Below are 15,992 nucleotides of genomic sequence, written 5' to 3'. Positions count from 1 at the left end.
CGTTAACGGCTTTGTAGTCCGTCATCCAAGGAAGTTGTCCGATGAATCACCCGCTGCACGGCCGTTCGTCCCACTCCCGTTCTCCGATGCATAGCCGCCTCGCACTGGCTGTAGCCAGTTCCCTGCTGCTGGCTGCTACGCCCGCCATCGCCAGCGAATCACTCGACACCTGGCAACAACAGCGACAATTGCAGGCGGCCTGGGCGCAACCTGCCACGTCGGCGCCCTCTTCCACGCCCCTTCAGTTGCCGGTTGCAGCAGCCGCAGCAGCAGCCAGCACCACTTCGATTCTCGGTAAGCCGGGTGATCCGGCCAGCTGGCGCACGGACGAATTCAATGCCGACTGGGGTCTGGCCGCGATGGGGGCCGACTACGCCTATGCACGGGGCCTGACTGCCAAGGGCGTCAGACTTGGCGTTTTCGACGACGGCACCGGCCTAGGACATCCAGAGTTCGCTGGTAAGAACCATCGGAGCATCCGGCTGGCAGGGGTTCTTGCCGATGGCAGCTTGTGTCCGGCAGAGGTGATCCAAGGCCCCAACAGCTGTTTCAGGACCGATGGTGATCAGGTCCAGCTCACCTATCAGACCCTCGATCCGCAGTACGCCGCATTGCTCAATCGAAATGGATATTTTGAAGGGGTCACCTATGGGACACATGGCACCCATGTGTCCGGGACGATCGCTGCCAATCGGGATGGCACCGGCATGCACGGCGTAGCCTTCGGTGCCGACCTCAGCGTCGCCCGCCTGTTCTCCAACAGTGTGGCGCACCTTAGTGTCTCGCCACGGATGACGCTCGATCGAAGCTCTAAATCCGTTGGCGCCCCAACGGCAGCGTTCAGCCAGTTGTACGAACAGCTCGAACAACAGGAGATCCGAGCCATCAACCACAGCTGGGGGCTTGCTACAGAGCCGAACTCAGCCCAGCAGATGGATGTGTATCTATCCCATACGGTTTTCGCCGATCGGCTGGCGGTGATGGCAACCGCTTCGCGCAGGACCGGCCTCATTCAAGTATGGGCTGCTGGCAATACCGACGCTGCCAACCCATCCCCACAACAGGCGCCGATTGCAGGCATGTACGCCACGCTGCCACGTGCTCAGAAGGATGTTGAGCCGTACTGGCTGGCTGTCGTGAACGTCAATGAAGCTCTGGAGCTGAGCAATCGCTCCATGCGCTGCGGACTCGCCGCAAACTGGTGCCTGGCAGCACCTGGCACGGCAATTCTTTCCACAACCTTTGGCGCCAAGACCAAGCTGGACGCCACGCTGTCCAAGGACAGCGCCGGCAACGTCACAATTGACACGTTGAGCCTGCTGCCAGACTACGACTACGTCAAGAAGAGCGGAACCTCGATGGCCGCTCCACACATCACCGGTGCATTGGGCCTACTGTTCGAGCGATTCCCCTACCTGAATAACGCGCAGGTCCGCGACGTGCTGCTGACCACCGCCCGCGATCTGGGCGATCCGGGCGTCGATGAGATCTACGGCTGGGGCATGGTCGACCTGCGCAAGGCCATCGAAGGCTACGGCTCGCTGCGCGTGGACACCAACGTGGTGATGAACCAGAAGGCCGGTGGCCTGAAGGTGTGGGAAGGCGATGCCTGGGATGACTGGACCAACGACATCGGCGGCCCCGGCAAGCTGACCAAGTCCGGCATCGGCTGGCTGCGCCTGAGTGGTGGCAACACCTTCAACGGCGCAGTGCTGCAGGACGGCACGCTGGAATTGAACGGCACCAACACACTCACGTCAGCGGTCGAAGTCCAGGGTGGCCAGTTCCTGCTCAACGGCTCGCTGGTCTCCACCGCCCTGAACACCACTGGAGGCGTGAGCACGGTCAGCAGCAGCGGCCTGCTGAAGGACAGCAACCTGACGGTCAACGGTGGCGTGGTGTCCTTCAACGGCACGCAGACCGGCGGCACCACCACGGTCGGTGCCAACGGCCTGCTGAAGGGCATCGGCACGCTGGGCAACACCCGTGTGGACGGCATCATCGCGCCCGGCAATTCGATCGGCACGCTGACCATCAACGGCAACTACGTGCAGGGTGCAACCGGCGTCTATGCCGCCGAACTTGCCCCGGGCGGCCGCAGTGACCAGTTGCACGTAACCGGCACCGCCACTCTCGGCGGCACCCTGGTCGCACTGCCGGAGCCGGGTACCTACTACCTCGGCGAGCAGTTCAATTTCATCCGCGCCGACGGCGGTGTCAGCGGCCAGTTCGCGAAAACCGACTTCAGCGCGTTCTCGCCGTTCCTGCAGTTCAGCCTGGCCTACGGCGCCAATGGCACCCGCATCGACGTGACCCGGGGTGCCTCGCTCGCCAGCGCCGCCACCACGCCGAACCAGCGTGCGGCCGCGGCGGTGGCCGATGGACTGGCGATCAACCAGGGCCTGCCCAAGCCGCTGACCCAACTGTTCCCGCAACAGGTGGGTGGCGTGCTCGATGGCCTCAGCGGCGAGCTGCATCCGGCCACGGCGCTGGCCCTGGTCGAGGGCAGCCGCTATGTGCGCGATGCCGCACTGTCACGTCGTGCCGGTGCCACCGCACCCGGTGCCGATGCGGGTGATGCCACCGGCGCCTGGGTGCAGGCACTGGGCGGCAACAGCAAGCTGGATGGCAACAGCAACACCGCGCGCACCGACGCCAACAGCAACGGCCTGCTGGTCGGCATGGACCGCGAGTTCGGTGGCTGGCAGATCGGCGTGCTGGCCGGTACAGGCCGCACCGACGTGAAGCAGCAGGAGCGTCGTGCCAAGTCGAAGATCGACAACACGCACTTCGGCGCCTATGCCAGCCACACCTGGGGCGGCTTCGGCCTGCGTGGTGGCGTGGCATGGAGCCGCAACGAAGTGAAGAGCACGCGTGATGTTGCCTTCGCCGGCTTCAGCGACAGCCTCAGCGCGCGCTACAACGCACGCACCCGCCAGGCCTTCATCGAAGCCGGCTACCGTTTCGGTGGCCCGGAAGCCGGGCTGGAGCCGTACCTGCAGATCGCCCGCGTGGAGGTGGACCTGAAGCAGATCAACGAGCGTGGCGGCGCGGCCGCACTGCACGGCAAGGTGGACGACACCGGCACCACCATCGCCACCGCTGGCCTGCGCTTCGACAAGGGCCTGAAGGCATCGTTCCAGCAGGACAGCTGGCTGCACCTGCGCGGTGGCGTGGGCTATCGCCGCGCCTTCGGTGACCGCAGCCAGGTGGCCAACCTGGCCTTCGCCAACAGCAGCACCACCTTTGCAGTCGAGGGCGCACCGATTGCCGACAACGCCGTAGTGGCCGAGCTGGGCCTGGCGGCGTGGCTGACCCCGCGGCAGCAGCTGGAGCTGGGCTACAGCGGCCAGTTCGGCAGTGAAAGCCGCGACCATGGCGCCACCGCACGCTGGTCTGTGCGCTTCTAAACACGTGCTCTCTTGACGGGTTGGGGCGGCCTTGCGGCCGCCCCCTTTTTTGCCCGCCACCCAGCGTTATGCGCGATGCCGCAGCGCGGCGGCACCTGCCAGGCTGGCAAGTGGCAACAGCAACCCATAGGCCACCAGCGGCCACACGGTATCGCCGGGCAGCACGAGGGTAACCAGCGTGCCGATGCCTGCCACGATCAGGCTCTGCACGGCGTAGTACAGGGCCACCGCCGTACCTGACGCATCGGCGAAATCACGCAGCGCGCCGCTTGCAGCCACCGAAACCACCATCACCAGCCCCACCGCGATGCCCCACATGGGCAGCACCACTCCGACGAACGAGGGAGGCCACGCTGCGGCCAACGCCATCAGCAGTACGCCGGCCACCATCACCCACAGGCCACGCAGGAAGGTACCGCGCACGTTCCAGCGGGCAATGCACACGTTCGCCATCCGCGCCGTGACGATCATCACCAGCGCCACCGTGGCGAAGGCCAGGCTGAACGACAGCGGCGAGTACTGCATGCGCCCGACCAGCAGCCGGGGCGCGACCGAGAAGAACACGAAGAACGTGCCCATGCCCGCACTGAAGCCCAGCGTGTAGACCCAGAACGCGCCGCTGCCGAGGATGCGCCGTAGCGCGGGTCGCGACGCGTCCCGGCACTGCGGGCGGGTTTCCTGCCAATGCCGTACCGCGCGCATGCCGGCGATCATGCCCAGTACGCCGAGCAGAACGAAGATCGCGCGCCAGCCGAAGGCGCCTGCCAGCAGCGCGCCGAGGATCGGTCCCAGCGCCGGCACGAAGGCCAGCATCGAGGCAAACAGCCCGTACAGCGACGCGCCTTCGGCTGTATCAGCATACACATCACGCACCGTGGCAAAGGTCGCCACCAGTGCCGCCGACGCCCCCACCGCCTGTACGGTTCGCCAGGCCAGGAATGCCGCGCCACTGCTGGACATGGCCAGCGCGAACGACGCAAGCGCGAACAGCAACGTCCCCAGCAACAGGACCGGCCGCCGCCCGATGCGGTCGGACAACGGGCCGAACAGCAACTGGCCGAGGCCAAGCGCCAGCAGGTAGATGCTCAAGGTGAGCTGCACCAGCGTCGGTGATGTCTGCAATGCCTGCGGCATCACCGGCACCACAGGAAGATAGATGTCCATGGCCAGCGAGGCCAGGAGGTCGAACGGCGCCATCAGCACAATGGCCGATGGCAGCGGGTGGGCCCAACGCGGGGCCTGTCGATTGAACATGGGGAGTCTCCGCCCAGAGTGAATCCGGCGGTGATCCATCCAATTCGCGTGCATCGCAGGGATGATCACCGCAACAACGTCTGCATCGTTGTTGCGGCTCAGCGAACTGTCTGCGGACCGTCCCCGTTGTTCATGGTGTCCATCGAATGCGAATGCAGGTGGCACCAGTGTAGCAATCGTCCACCTGCCGCGCGGCGCTCAGATCAGGGGCAACATGTCGATGCGCCTGCACGGTGTCTCCTTCACCTGCTCGATCAGCCGTCGCACCACGGGCGAAGTCTCTGCCCGCCGGTACTGCACAGCGATGGTCGAGACGATGGTGGGGCCGGCCAGTGGCAGATAGATCATTCCGGGCAGCACCAGCGTGCGTTGCAGCACCGATGGCACGATCGCCACCGAACCAACGCCGACCGACACCTCGGCCAACACCGCCGCCAGATGCCCGGGCTGGGAACGGATACGTGGAATGAACCCGCCGCGGCGCCCGACTTCCATTGCGCCCACCGGCTGCTCCGGCATGACGAAACCCTCCCGGGCCAATGATGCCGGCTGTACCGGCGACCGGGCCTGCGCCAGCGGATGGGTTTCCGGCAGGGCCACGCAGAACTGGTCTTCGACCAGGGTGTGTTCGCCGAAACTGTCGGGCACATCCATCGGAGGCCGGCAGAACACCACATCCACCCGTCCTTCCTGCAGCAGCTGCGGGAGCTCGCCCATCGGCCATTCGCTCACCTGCAGTTCCACGCCCGGGTAGCGGCTGCGGAACCGGCTGAGCTGATCCTGCAATGCTCCGGCATACAGCGCCGAGCCGACGTAGCCGATCTCGATCTTGCCGATCTCACCCCGCCCCGCGCGCCGGCCCAGGGTTTCGGCCTGTTCGAACCGGCGCAGCACATCACGGGCTTCCGCCAGGAACACCTCGCCTGCCGAGGTCAGCAGCACCTCGCGCCGGCCGCGGTCGAACAGGCGCGTGCCGAGCCGACGCTCGATGTCCTGGATCTGCACGCTCAGCGTGGGAGTGGCAATTCCCAGGCGCAGGGCCGCACGACCGAAGTGCAGCTCCTCGGCCAGGGTGACGAAGTACTCCAGGTGACGGCGTTCCATGGGCGGCATTTCGTTAGGTTCAAGCTAACGTAACCAGAAAACACCGAGAATGAAACAAACACCGATCATTGATGGAATGGCCGTCCTCCCCTTCCTGCGAGTGACCGGTGCCGCCCTCTCCTCCCCCTTCGCCTGCACAGCACACGCTGCCTGACGCGGTCCTGCTGGTGGCCTCGCTGGGCTGCACGATGACCGTGCTGGAGACCAATGCCGTCGCGGTCGCATTGCCCAGCATCGCGCGTGACCTGCACGCCGGATTCGCGGATATCGAGTGGGTGATCAGTGCCTACATCCTGTCCTTCACCTCACTGCTGCTGCCCGCCGGCGCTGTCGCCGACCGCTACGGCCGCCGCCGGGTGCTGCTGATCGGCATCAGCCTGTTCGCCCTCACCTCTCTGCTCTGTGCACTGGCGCCCGGTGCTGCCCTGCTCTACCTGGCGCGGGCTCTGCAGGGCATTGGTGCAGCCTTTCTGCTGGCACCCTCGCTGTCGATCATCGGCCACACGTACCACGAGGGGGCCGCCAAGGACACTGCATGGGCGTTCTGGGGCACAGCCATGGGCGTGATGATGGTGCTCTCACCGCTGATCGGCGGCGTGCTGTCCGCACTCTGGGGCTGGCGCGCGGTGTTCGTCGCGATCCTGCCGTTCCTGGGCCTGCTCGGCTACGGCACGCTGCGCTGGATACCCGAGTCGTCAGACAGCGTGGTCCGCCCGCTCGATCCGCCCGGCATCATCACGTTCAGCGCTGCCATCTTCGGCATCGTGTTCTTCCTGGTGGAAGGACTGGCAGAAGGATGGACATCGGCCCCGGCGCTGATTGGGCTGGGCCTGGCCATCATCATGGCTGTTGCCTTCGTCATCGTTGAACGGGCACGGTCACATCCCATGGTCGATCTCGGGCTGCTGGCCAGTCCGCGTTTCGTCGGCGCACTCATTGCCATGGTCGGCTATTCGGTCAGCGCACAGGTGATGGCATCGATGCTGCCGCAGTACCTGCAGAACGGCATCGGCCTGAGCGTACTGGCTGCCGGTGCTGGCATGCTTCCGTTCGCTGCGGCGATGCTGCTGTTTCCCAGCGTGGGCCGGCGGCTCGGTCGCCATCTGACCAGTCCGGCGGTGCTGGCTATCGGGCTGTCGGTCACCGCCGCGGGCAATGCCGTGGCCGGACTGGCCGCGTGGCAGCACCTGCCGTGGCTGGCACTCGTCGCAATGGTGGTGATCGGTGCCGGCGGCGGCATCCTCAATGGCGAGACATCCAAAGCCATCATCGGCGCGGCACCGCGCGAGCGCGCCGGCATGGCCTCCGGCATCAGCGCGACCACGCGCTTTGTCGGCATCCTGCTCGGATTCACCGTACTGTCCAGTGCCTTGAGCCTGGGCATCCGCAGCGCACTGTCCGCGGCGGTTCCCGCGCGCGACGTACTGCCCATGGCCGATGCGATCGCTACCGGCACCTTCGCCGATGCGCGCACCGCCGCCTTCGCACAGGCGATCTACAGCCATGGATTTGCCAGTGCACTGTGGACGTCGGCCATCGCCGCGCTGCTGGCCAGCCTTGCGGTGTTGCTGCTGGGCCGTAGCACCACGCGGCGATGATGTTGGAGCGCTGGTTGCAAAGATGGCCGGGGCAGCCACGCTGCCCCGACCGTGGCGGCCCCGGGGAGAAGGCCGCCGATGATCGTCAGGCCGCCTTCATGGCGTGCTTGCGCGCACGCATCACGTTATGGCACTCCTGCACTTCAGGCAGAAGCTGGGTGACTTCCTGGCGCACGGCCGGCGGCAGTTCGTTGTCCTTCAGCACGTCCTTGAACGCGCCAAGCAGCCGGTCTTCGGACTCTTCCAGCTCGGCCACGTAACCATAGTTGGTGTCGCCGAATGCAGCGCGGACCTTGCCATAGAACTGCTGCATCGAACCGACCACGGTGCCGTGCTCGGCCGGCTTGCCACCGCTGGCAGCAACGGAGCCACTCAGTGCGGCGACGATGCGGCCCTTGACGCCGGCAATACGAGTGAACAGGGCCGACAGTTCGGCATCCTTCACCTTGGTCGCAGCTTCCTCGTAGAACGACTTTCCGTCGCGGGCGATCTCGATCAGGTCATTGAGGCGGTGTTCGATGGTGGACTGGGTGCTCATGGAATCGCTCCTGTGTGCTCGATGGTCTATGGAGAATGACAGCGCGAGTGCGTTGCCTTCGGGGCCACTGTGGAGGTTTGAATGTGCCGATTGGGTGAGTACGAATTGATGCATGCATCACCACCCTCAACGCGCCCTGACTCCTTCATCCCGTCGCATTTCCGCGTTCACGGTACCTGAGCAGAACGCCGACGATTCACCATGGCGCGATGACGATGATCAGCGTCACCAACAGTGCGATGGCAAGCACCAGCAACAGCACATGCCACTGCTTCCACGTGGGTCTTGGTTTGCCGGGGGTATTCATCGGATGTCTCCTGGAGTCTGTCATCAGCCCGCAGCCAGACTGAAGCAGAGCACCCTTGGTGCGCGTCGCGGTTTCGTGCATGGCCTGTGCATGAACGCTGTATCCGGCGCGCGACGATAACGCGTCCATAACGTAATCGAGTTGTAAACGGAGTGTTAGGTTCCTTCCGATTCCGCACAGCGGGATTTCAGATCGGTTTCCACGCAGCGATGCGGAAACCCATTCAACTGGATTTGGAGAGAGCCAAATGCACTACAAGTACACCCTGCTTTCCCTGGCAGTGGGCACGGCCTTGGCCGCTGCCTGGTCACCGGCCGCGCATGCGCAGGATGACAGCGATAAAACACCGAAGAACCTCGATCGCATCCAGGTTACCGGTTCGGCCATCCGCAGCGTGGATATCGAAACGCAGCAGCCGATCATCGCCATCACCCGCGCGATGATCGAGCAGCAGGGCTTCACCACCATCGCCGACCTGCTGCAGAACCTGACATCCACCGGCGCGCCGACCATTTCGCGTGCGCGCGCGTTGGCGTCCGGCGAGAACGTCGGTGGCTACTACGTCAACATCCGCAATCTGGGTGCCACGCGCACCCTGGTTCTGGTCAACGGCAAGCGGCTCGGCGCCACCACCAGCGGCCTGCAGGATCTCAGCCAGATTCCGATGAGCGCGGTGGAACGCATCGACGTGCTCAAGGACGGCGCCTCCTCGCTGTACGGCTCGGATGCAATCGCTGGCGTGGTCAACATCATCACCCGCAAGAACTACGAAGGCCTGGAAGTGTCCATGCAGCACGGGCAGTTCAGCCAGGGCGATGGCAAGGACAGCACGTTCTCGCTGGTCACCGGCGCCCGTGGGGAGCGTGGCGGGTACACGCTCGCACTGGAATATCAGAAGTCAGACCCGGTGTTTGCCCGCGACCGCGAGTTCTCCCGGTACGGCGGCGCCGGCCCCAACTACCCGGGCGCGGACTGGAGCAACATCAGCCAGAACGGTTCGTGGTGCGACCCGGCGCTCTACAAGTGCAATACCGGTGATGCCGTATTCAAGACCCTCAATCGTGGCGGCGATCCGAAGAACCCGAACGACTACCACCCGATCACGCCGGCCGAGTTCGCCAACGGCAACGACCAGATGCACCTGCAGACCGGCATCGAGCGCCGCTCGCTGTTCCTGAGCACGGACTACGCGCTGACCGACCAGATCAAGTTCACTGCCGACATCGGCTACAACGAGCGCACCACCGACCAGCAGATCGCGGGCTACCCGTACCAGTCGACCAAGTTCGGCACGCCCCTGGACGCGGCCAGCGTATTCAACCCGCTCGACCACGGCATCGCGTTCAATCGCCGCCTGTGGGAAGTGCCGCGCACGACCGAAAGCAAGCTGAAGTCGCTGCGGGTTGCACCCAGTCTGTCCGGCTACTTCGAGCTGGGCACCAAGACGTACGACTGGGAAGTCGGCGCGTTGTTCAACCGAAATGAAGTTACAAAAACAGGCCGTGGCGACATGAGCCTGATCGCTTCCCGGCAGGCATTGGGGCCCTCCTACCTCGATGCCAACGGTGTGGCCCGGTGTGGCACGGCGGCATCGCCGGTCTCGGGTTGCCTGGCCTGGAATCCTTTGCTGCCGTTCGGGGTCGCGGGGGCTGGCTCTCTCTCCGATCCCGAACTGCAGCGCTTCTTGTTCCCGACGTTCAACGATACCGGCATCACCAAGACCCGCAGTTACTTCGCCAACATCTCCGGCCCGGTGATCGAACTGCCTGCCGGTGACCTGTCCGTCGCCCTGGGGTATCAGTACCGCAAGGAAGAAGGCCGCTTCGTGCCCGATGCCTTCGCCCAGTCGCGCCAGAGCACTGCACTGGGCGCATCCACCACCGCCGGCGACTACAGCCTCAACGAGTTCTTCGCCGAAGTGAACGTGCCGATCCTGCGCGACCTGCCGTTCGCCAAGGAACTGACCGTGAACCTGGCTACGCGCTACTCCGACTACAGCAACTTCGGCAGCACCACCAACTCCAAGGCGAGCTTCGCCTGGCGTCCGATCGAAGAGCTCATGATCCGTGGCACCTTCGCCGAAGGCTTCCGCGCACCGAGCATCTCCGATCTGTATGGCGGCCTGGGCACCAGCTTCGAAACCTATGTCGACCCGTGCGGCATCGGCGCCACCAACAGCGTCAACGGCAATGCCGCCTGCAACGCCGCCGGCGTCCCGCTGGGCTACCAGCAGCTGAACCAGAGCCTGAAGCCCTGCGCCAGCTATCCGTGCGCCACGCCTGACGAGTTCACCACCGGCTCCGATCCGAAGCTGCGCCCGGAAGAGTCCAAGAGCAAGACCGTGGGCGTGGTCTGGAGCCCGCGCTGGGTGGACGGGCTGGACATCAACCTCGACTGGTACAGCTACAAGATCACCAACATGATCATCCAGGACAGCGTCGACCGCATCCTGCGTGACTGCTACGTGCTCGGCAACGCTTCGCGTTGTGGCAGCGTCAAGCGCGCTGGCGATGGCCACATCACCAGCATGTTCTACGGTCTGGCCAATCTGGGCTCGATGGAAACCGAAGGCTGGGACCTGGGTATCCGCTACCGCCTGCCCGAGTTCTCGTTCGGCCGCTTCACCATCGACCTGCAGAACAGCTATGTCTCCAAGTACGACGAGGAGAACCAGAACTCGGCCGGCGATACGATCATGATGGGCCGGATCGGCCAGCCGGGCATTTCCCGCCTGCGCTCGAACCTGGGTGTGAACTGGCAGCTCGGCAACTTCAGCACGCAGTACACCGTGCGCTACTACTCCGGCATGGTTGAAAACTGCGTACCGAACCGTCCGTGCACCCTGCCCGACCGCTACGCCTACGGTGAACCGGATGCCCTGCGCAAGGTCGGCTCCAATGCCTTCCACGACATCCAGGTCAGCTACAAGCTGCCGTGGGACGGCACCGTGGCGCTGGGTTCGAACAACGTGTTCAACCACCAGGGCCCGATCATGTTCTCCAAGCCGTCCAGCTCCTTCCCCTATTACGGCGGCTTCGATATCGGCCGCACCGTGTACGTGAAGTACTCGCAGCGCTTCTGACGGGCAGGTCCGTGCTCGTGGCCGGCGGAAGGGGAGTCCGCCGGCCACGATGCACACCGCCTCCACCCAATCTCCATCGTTTTTCGACGGAATCTCCAAGGTTCCCGGCAACACTTGATGTCATGACGGCTAAGGAGCAGGACCGCATGGATCGCCACGCGCCCCGACACTGCACACCCGTCTCCAGGTTCACCACTGAATGTGACGGTGTGGCCGGGTTCCGATCTTCCGGACATGCCGCCGCAAGGGAAGTACGAGATGACGACGGCAGTTCGCACCGGCCTGACCGACCTGGTCGCTGACGCGCAGCGGTACCTGCGCAGGATTCTTCCCGGGCTCGCCTCGGCAGTGCATCCACTTGCTTCATTGCATGCCATTCCCCACGCGATGGCATCGCGCTACCACCTCGCCGGGCTGATGCTGTACGGGGAAACCCCCGCCATGCTCGCCGTGGCCCGCGAGCCGGGCGAGTCCAGCACCCGCGTGATCGAGGATGTGCGCTGCCTGCGCTCTGCAGCGAATGCACTGGTGCTGTACGTCTCGCCCTATCTCACGCCGACCCAGCGCCGCTTCCTGGTCGAGAACCACATCGACTTCGTGGTCCCGCACACCCAGTTGTTCGCGCCGAGCCTGGCCATTGAGTTCCGCGACGACCCCGATCATGAGAAGAAAGCCATCTCGCTGCTGCCTTCGGCGCAGGCCGTACTGATCCACGTGCTGCTGAGCGGCCAGTCGCGCTGGTGGTCGCCGCGCGAGATCAGTGCCGTCGCCGGCTACACCTCGATGACGGCGTCGCGCCTGTCTGCCGAACTGGTCGGTCGCGGCCTGGTTGAACGCTCCACCGGGGGCCGCGAGCGCTTCCTGAAGCTGGCCGGCAACCGCGACGAGGTCTGGGCCAGGGCACAGCCGTTCCTGCGTTCCCCCATCCTGAAGGAAGTGGATGTCTGCTGGGGCCCGACCGCCAAGGCACTCCGCGATGCGGGGCATCCGGCGCCGACGGCCGGCCTCGATGCGCTTGCTGAAACGTCACCGCCCCCGATCGGTGGCACCCGCGCACTGCACATCGATGCGTGGCGGTTGCTGGGCGCACTTCCCATGCCCGGCCCGGACTGCCTCCAGAGCGCACGGCTGCAGATCTGGGCCTATCCGCCGGCATTCACCAGTATTGGCGATGTGGTGGACCCGCTTTCACTGTATCTCAGCCTGCAGGGCAAACGCGGCCATGATGCAGACGCGCTGCAACAGCGGGTGGAACAGGCGCTGAGCGGAGACACGTATCCCGCATGAGCGAAGCCCTATGCGGGCTGCTCGCTCGGCACTGCGGCGGCGCGCCCGGCGCTGTACTCGGCGAACACCACGCCGGACACCGCCAGCAGGCCACCGCCCAGTACCCAGCCACTGAGCGATTCTCCCAGCAGCAGTACAGCCAGCGCGGCGGTCACGATCGGCACCAGGTTGAAGAAGCCAGAGACGCGCGCAGCGCCCAGGCGTGACAATCCGGTCATCCAGGTCAGCGGCGCCAGGATCGAAGCGCACACGGCGGCGAAGCCGATGCAGCCGACCGCCGTGAGGTTATTCACCCCGGTGCCGACCAGCAGCTGTACCGGCAACAGGATCAGCGATGCAGCGGTGGCCTGCAGGAACAGCGACTCCAGCACCGACAGCGGAATCTTCCAGCGCTGCATCAGCACGTTGTAGGCGGCGAAGGCCAATGCGCCGATCAGCATGATCGCGTCTCCTCGGTTCAGGCCCTGCGCCGCCAGCCGTGCCAGGTCGCCCTGCGAGACCACCGCCACCACGCCGACGGTGGAGATCACCGCGCCAAGAATGGAAGTGCCTCGCACCGGATGGCCCATGAACACGCGCGACAGCGCCAGCGCGATCAACGGAATCAGCGCCTGGATCACCCCCATGTTGGTGGCCGAGGTGAAGTGCGCCGCATAGTAGGCCAGGCACTGGTACATCACCCCACCCAGGCAGCCCAGCACCAGGAAGCGCCCGAGATTGGCGCGCACGGTCGGCAGGTTTTCGCGCAGACGTGGCAGCGCCAACGGCAGCAGGACCACCGCCGCGACCAGCCAGCGGAAGAAGCCGATGTCGATGGGGCCGACCGAGCCCGAAGCAAGCTTGGTGACGATGGTGTTCGCGCCCCACAGCAGGCAGGCGAGGATCGGGAAGAGATAGTTCACGCGTATAGGTGTACGTAGGGGAGTGGCCAGCGTACGCTTGGCGCATATCGAGGACATCCTGAAAATGCGCCACTCCACCCCCGGCTTGCGGCAACCGATGGAGCCGATCCCCACCTTCCGCCAGCTGCCCGGTCCGATCTACTTCCGGCAGGGTGCGATGGAGCCCACGGACTGGGGTACGCACAGCCATCCGTGGGGCCAGTTCAACTTCGTCGCGCAGGGTGTGATGGAGATGAAGATCGACGGCGAGTGGATGGTGTCCCCGCCGCACTACGCGATCTGGATTCCACCGGGAATGGCCCACTACTCGCGCAACCGCTCGCAGCTGGCCTACCGCTCGGCCTATCTGTCGCCGGCCTTGTCACGCCGCTTGCCTGATCGCTGCCGTGCACTGGAAGTCAGCCCGCTGCTGCGCGAGCTGCTGCACGAACTGGCACGGCAGGGCGTGACCGATCCGCAGACCCCGGCCCAGCGGCGCATGGCCGCCGTGGTGATCGACCAGATCGTCAATGCGGCCGTACTGCCCAGCTTCCTGCCGATCGCCAGCAGCGATGCGCTGAAGCAGGTGATGGCGTACATGGAGAAACACCTGTCGATGGCCGAATCGGTTGCCGAAATCGCGCTGCGCCACCACATGAGCGTGCGCAAGCTCGAACGCCTGGCACGCAGCGAGCTGGGCATGTCGCTCGGCGACTGGCGTGGACGGGTGAAGTTCGTGCGCGCCACCGAGGCGCTGTGCACCCGCCGGCCGATCAGCCGGATCGCCGAGGAGCTGGGCTATTCCGGCGTCAGCGCCTTCGCTGAGATGTTCAAGCGACACGCACAGTGCACACCGGATCAGTACCGGAAGCTGCATCGGGCGGGGTGAGGGCGGCCTAGAGAGCGATCAGCAGGTCCGCAAGCAGCCTTGGCAGGAACAAGGCGGCCAGAACGCAGGCGAACAGGATGAGAATGACCTTTGCCGTCAATGGGCGACGGCGGGGATTGCTGAAATAGAGGTGCAGATCGCGCAGTTCATCTTCCAGTCCCCTCCGCACGCCTGCGTTCTGTGTACCGGGTTCGAGCAGCTGTCGCTCAAGCGCCTTCAGGCGCTTCATCAGCTCACGCGGCGGTGTAGCCCGCAGGATCAGCTGATTGAGCTCCTGAAGCCGGCGCGCCTGCGGCATCAGCGCTGCCACGAGATCATCCGGCGGAAGCTGTGAGACCCATCGCTGGGCGTCCGCATCCATCTCAGCCTGCAGCACATCGCGTTGCTGCTGCAGTTCGGCCAGGGAAGTGCGGCGCTGCCACATGAGGAGGCACAGGTGTGGTGGGTGGCGGGCAGTGTATCGCCCGCCGTCCCGGGAAGGGTGTCGATTTCCCGCCCCGTGGTTCGTCGGAACAGGAAAGGCAGGCCCTTCGACCTGCAGGAGTGCCACGATGTGCCCGATCCTCACCGCCTTCGCCACTTCCCCGGACCGCGGCCAGGGCCTGGCCCGTGACATGCGCGTGCGCTGGGCGCTGGAGGAGCTGGGCGTGCCCTACAACGTGCAGCTGCTCGGCTTTGCCGAGCTGAAGCAGCCCGCGCACCTGGCCCGCAACCCCTTCGGGCAGATCCCCACCTGGCAGGACGGCGGCCAGGTCCTGTTCGAATCCGGCGCGATCGTGCTGCACCTGGCCGAGCAGCATGCCGGCCTGCTTCCTGCTGATCCAGATGCACGCATGCGCGCGATCATGTGGGTGTTCGCTGCATTGAATACGGTGGAGCCGCCCATCGTCGAGCGCTCGATGGCCTGGGTGCTGGAGCACGAGCAGCCCTGGTATGCGCAGCGTCTGCCAATGCTCGATGAGCGTGTGCGTATGCGGCTGGCGCAGCTGTCCGCCTGGTTGGGATCGGCGTTGTGGCTGGAGGGCGAGTTCAGCGCCGGCGACCTGATGATGGTTTCGGTGCTGCTGCGCCTGAAGAGCAGTGGCCTCCTCGATGAGTACCCGCAGGTGGTGGCCTATGTGCGCCGTGCAACGCAGCGCCCCGCCTACCAGCGTGCGTTTGCTGCGCAGCTGGCGGTGTTCCAGAACGCCTGACGCTACGCCCGTGGGCAGGCCTCAGCGCAGACTGCGCCGACATGCGGCCTGCACCAGCATCAGCTGCGCCACCAGGATCAGCATCGCGCAACCTGACAGCAGCCACGGGTCGATGTACCACTGCGCGTTGAAGCTGAAATCTCCGGCGGAAATACGCTTCCAGCCGTTGAAGTGCTGCATCGCCGCGACCACGAATGCGAAGCCGCCTGCGGTGTACGACAACCACGGCACGATGAGGCCGCCCGGTCGCGCAAACAGCGTCAGCACACCCAGCACGCCGATGACCGTGCGCTGCACGCGGCAATACGGGCAGACATAGGCCATCCCACTCCATTCCACCGCCCAGGCCAGCACGCTGACCAGCACCGCCGCGCCTGCCGCGATGTAGAGGACTCTGGGTGAGATCGTCATGCTGCCATCGTGTGCCATCCCGTGTTCCTTCGTTCAAA

At 65.2% G+C, this 15,992-nt stretch carries 12 protein-coding genes; 6 read left to right on the top strand and 6 right to left on the bottom strand.

Annotated features, from left to right (window positions below):
* Nucleotides 1-41: 41 nt before the first annotated feature.
* Nucleotides 42-3,410: an autotransporter domain-containing protein gene (locus tag R1L06_RS13720; protein WP_317217971.1), complete on the top strand. Its 3,369-nt coding sequence runs from the start codon at nucleotides 42-44 to the stop codon at nucleotides 3,408-3,410.
* A 66-nt stretch (nucleotides 3,411-3,476) separates the two neighbouring features.
* Here the strand turns inward: R1L06_RS13720 and cml are convergent, their stop codons facing one another.
* Nucleotides 3,477-4,664 carry a CmlA/FloR family chloramphenicol efflux MFS transporter gene (cml, locus tag R1L06_RS13715; protein ID WP_317217970.1) on the bottom strand — a complete coding sequence of 396 codons (1,188 nt, stop codon included), beginning with the start codon at nucleotides 4,662-4,664 and terminating at the stop codon, nucleotides 3,477-3,479.
* A 198-nt stretch (nucleotides 4,665-4,862) separates the two neighbouring features.
* Nucleotides 4,863-5,768: a LysR family transcriptional regulator gene (locus tag R1L06_RS13710; RefSeq protein ID WP_317217969.1), complete on the bottom strand. Its 906-nt coding sequence runs from the start codon at nucleotides 5,766-5,768 to the stop codon at nucleotides 4,863-4,865.
* A 107-nt stretch (nucleotides 5,769-5,875) separates the two neighbouring features.
* On the opposite strand from R1L06_RS13710, the gene R1L06_RS13705 reads away from it, so the two are divergent.
* The gene (locus R1L06_RS13705) at nucleotides 5,876-7,366 is read left to right on the top strand and encodes an MFS transporter (RefSeq protein ID WP_317217968.1); all 1,491 of its coding nucleotides are present in this window, start codon (nucleotides 5,876-5,878) and stop codon (nucleotides 7,364-7,366) included.
* 85 nt (nucleotides 7,367-7,451) lie between these two features.
* On the opposite strand, the gene R1L06_RS13700 is transcribed toward R1L06_RS13705, so the two are convergent.
* Entirely contained in the window at nucleotides 7,452-7,904 is a 453-nt protein-coding gene (locus R1L06_RS13700) for a PA2169 family four-helix-bundle protein (RefSeq protein ID WP_005419568.1), read from the bottom strand.
* Between the two features lie 554 nt (nucleotides 7,905-8,458).
* Here R1L06_RS13700 and R1L06_RS13695 point away from each other — a divergent pair.
* Both R1L06_RS13695 and R1L06_RS13690 read left to right on the top strand, forming a co-directional pair.
* On the top strand, nucleotides 8,459-11,293 hold the full coding sequence (locus R1L06_RS13695) for a TonB-dependent receptor (RefSeq protein WP_032128574.1): 2,835 nt from the start codon (nucleotides 8,459-8,461) through the stop codon (nucleotides 11,291-11,293).
* A gap of 258 nt (nucleotides 11,294-11,551) precedes the next feature.
* Nucleotides 11,552-12,580, top strand: coding sequence for an IclR family transcriptional regulator (locus R1L06_RS13690; RefSeq protein ID WP_317217967.1), 1,029 nt, complete (start codon nucleotides 11,552-11,554; stop codon nucleotides 12,578-12,580).
* Nucleotides 12,581-12,588: 8 nt separating this feature from the next.
* Here R1L06_RS13690 and R1L06_RS13685 read toward each other — a convergent pair whose 3' ends face one another.
* A complete protein-coding gene (locus R1L06_RS13685; protein WP_317217966.1) occupies nucleotides 12,589-13,539 on the bottom strand; it encodes a DMT family transporter in 951 nt (316 codons plus the stop codon).
* Nucleotides 13,540-13,546: 7 nt separating this feature from the next.
* Here R1L06_RS13685 and R1L06_RS13680 point away from each other — a divergent pair, with 7 nt between their 5' ends.
* Complete coding sequence (locus R1L06_RS13680) at nucleotides 13,547-14,350, top strand: AraC family transcriptional regulator (RefSeq protein WP_317217965.1); 804 nt, start codon at nucleotides 13,547-13,549, stop codon at nucleotides 14,348-14,350.
* A 7-nt stretch (nucleotides 14,351-14,357) separates the two neighbouring features.
* Here the strand turns inward: R1L06_RS13680 and R1L06_RS13675 are convergent, their stop codons facing one another.
* Nucleotides 14,358-14,774 (bottom strand): hypothetical protein, encoded by a 417-nt coding sequence (locus tag R1L06_RS13675; protein WP_049423734.1) that lies wholly within the window; start codon nucleotides 14,772-14,774, stop codon nucleotides 14,358-14,360.
* A gap of 127 nt (nucleotides 14,775-14,901) precedes the next feature.
* Here R1L06_RS13675 and R1L06_RS13670 point away from each other — a divergent pair, with 127 nt between their 5' ends.
* On the top strand, nucleotides 14,902-15,543 hold the full coding sequence (locus R1L06_RS13670; protein WP_317217964.1) for a glutathione S-transferase family protein: 642 nt from the start codon (nucleotides 14,902-14,904) through the stop codon (nucleotides 15,541-15,543).
* Nucleotides 15,544-15,564: 21 nt separating this feature from the next.
* Here the strand turns inward: R1L06_RS13670 and R1L06_RS13665 are convergent, their stop codons facing one another.
* Nucleotides 15,565-15,972, bottom strand: a complete 408-nt coding sequence (locus R1L06_RS13665) for a hypothetical protein (RefSeq protein WP_317217963.1) — start codon at nucleotides 15,970-15,972, stop codon at nucleotides 15,565-15,567.
* Nucleotides 15,973-15,992: the final 20 nt, after the last annotated feature.

The organism is Stenotrophomonas mexicanensis (genome assembly GCF_032911605.1).
GTDB lineage: Bacteria > Pseudomonadota > Gammaproteobacteria > Xanthomonadales > Xanthomonadaceae > Stenotrophomonas > Stenotrophomonas maltophilia_A.
The sequence above is the reverse complement of the archived record's forward strand: the minus strand, read 5'-3'. Positions and strand labels throughout refer to the sequence as shown.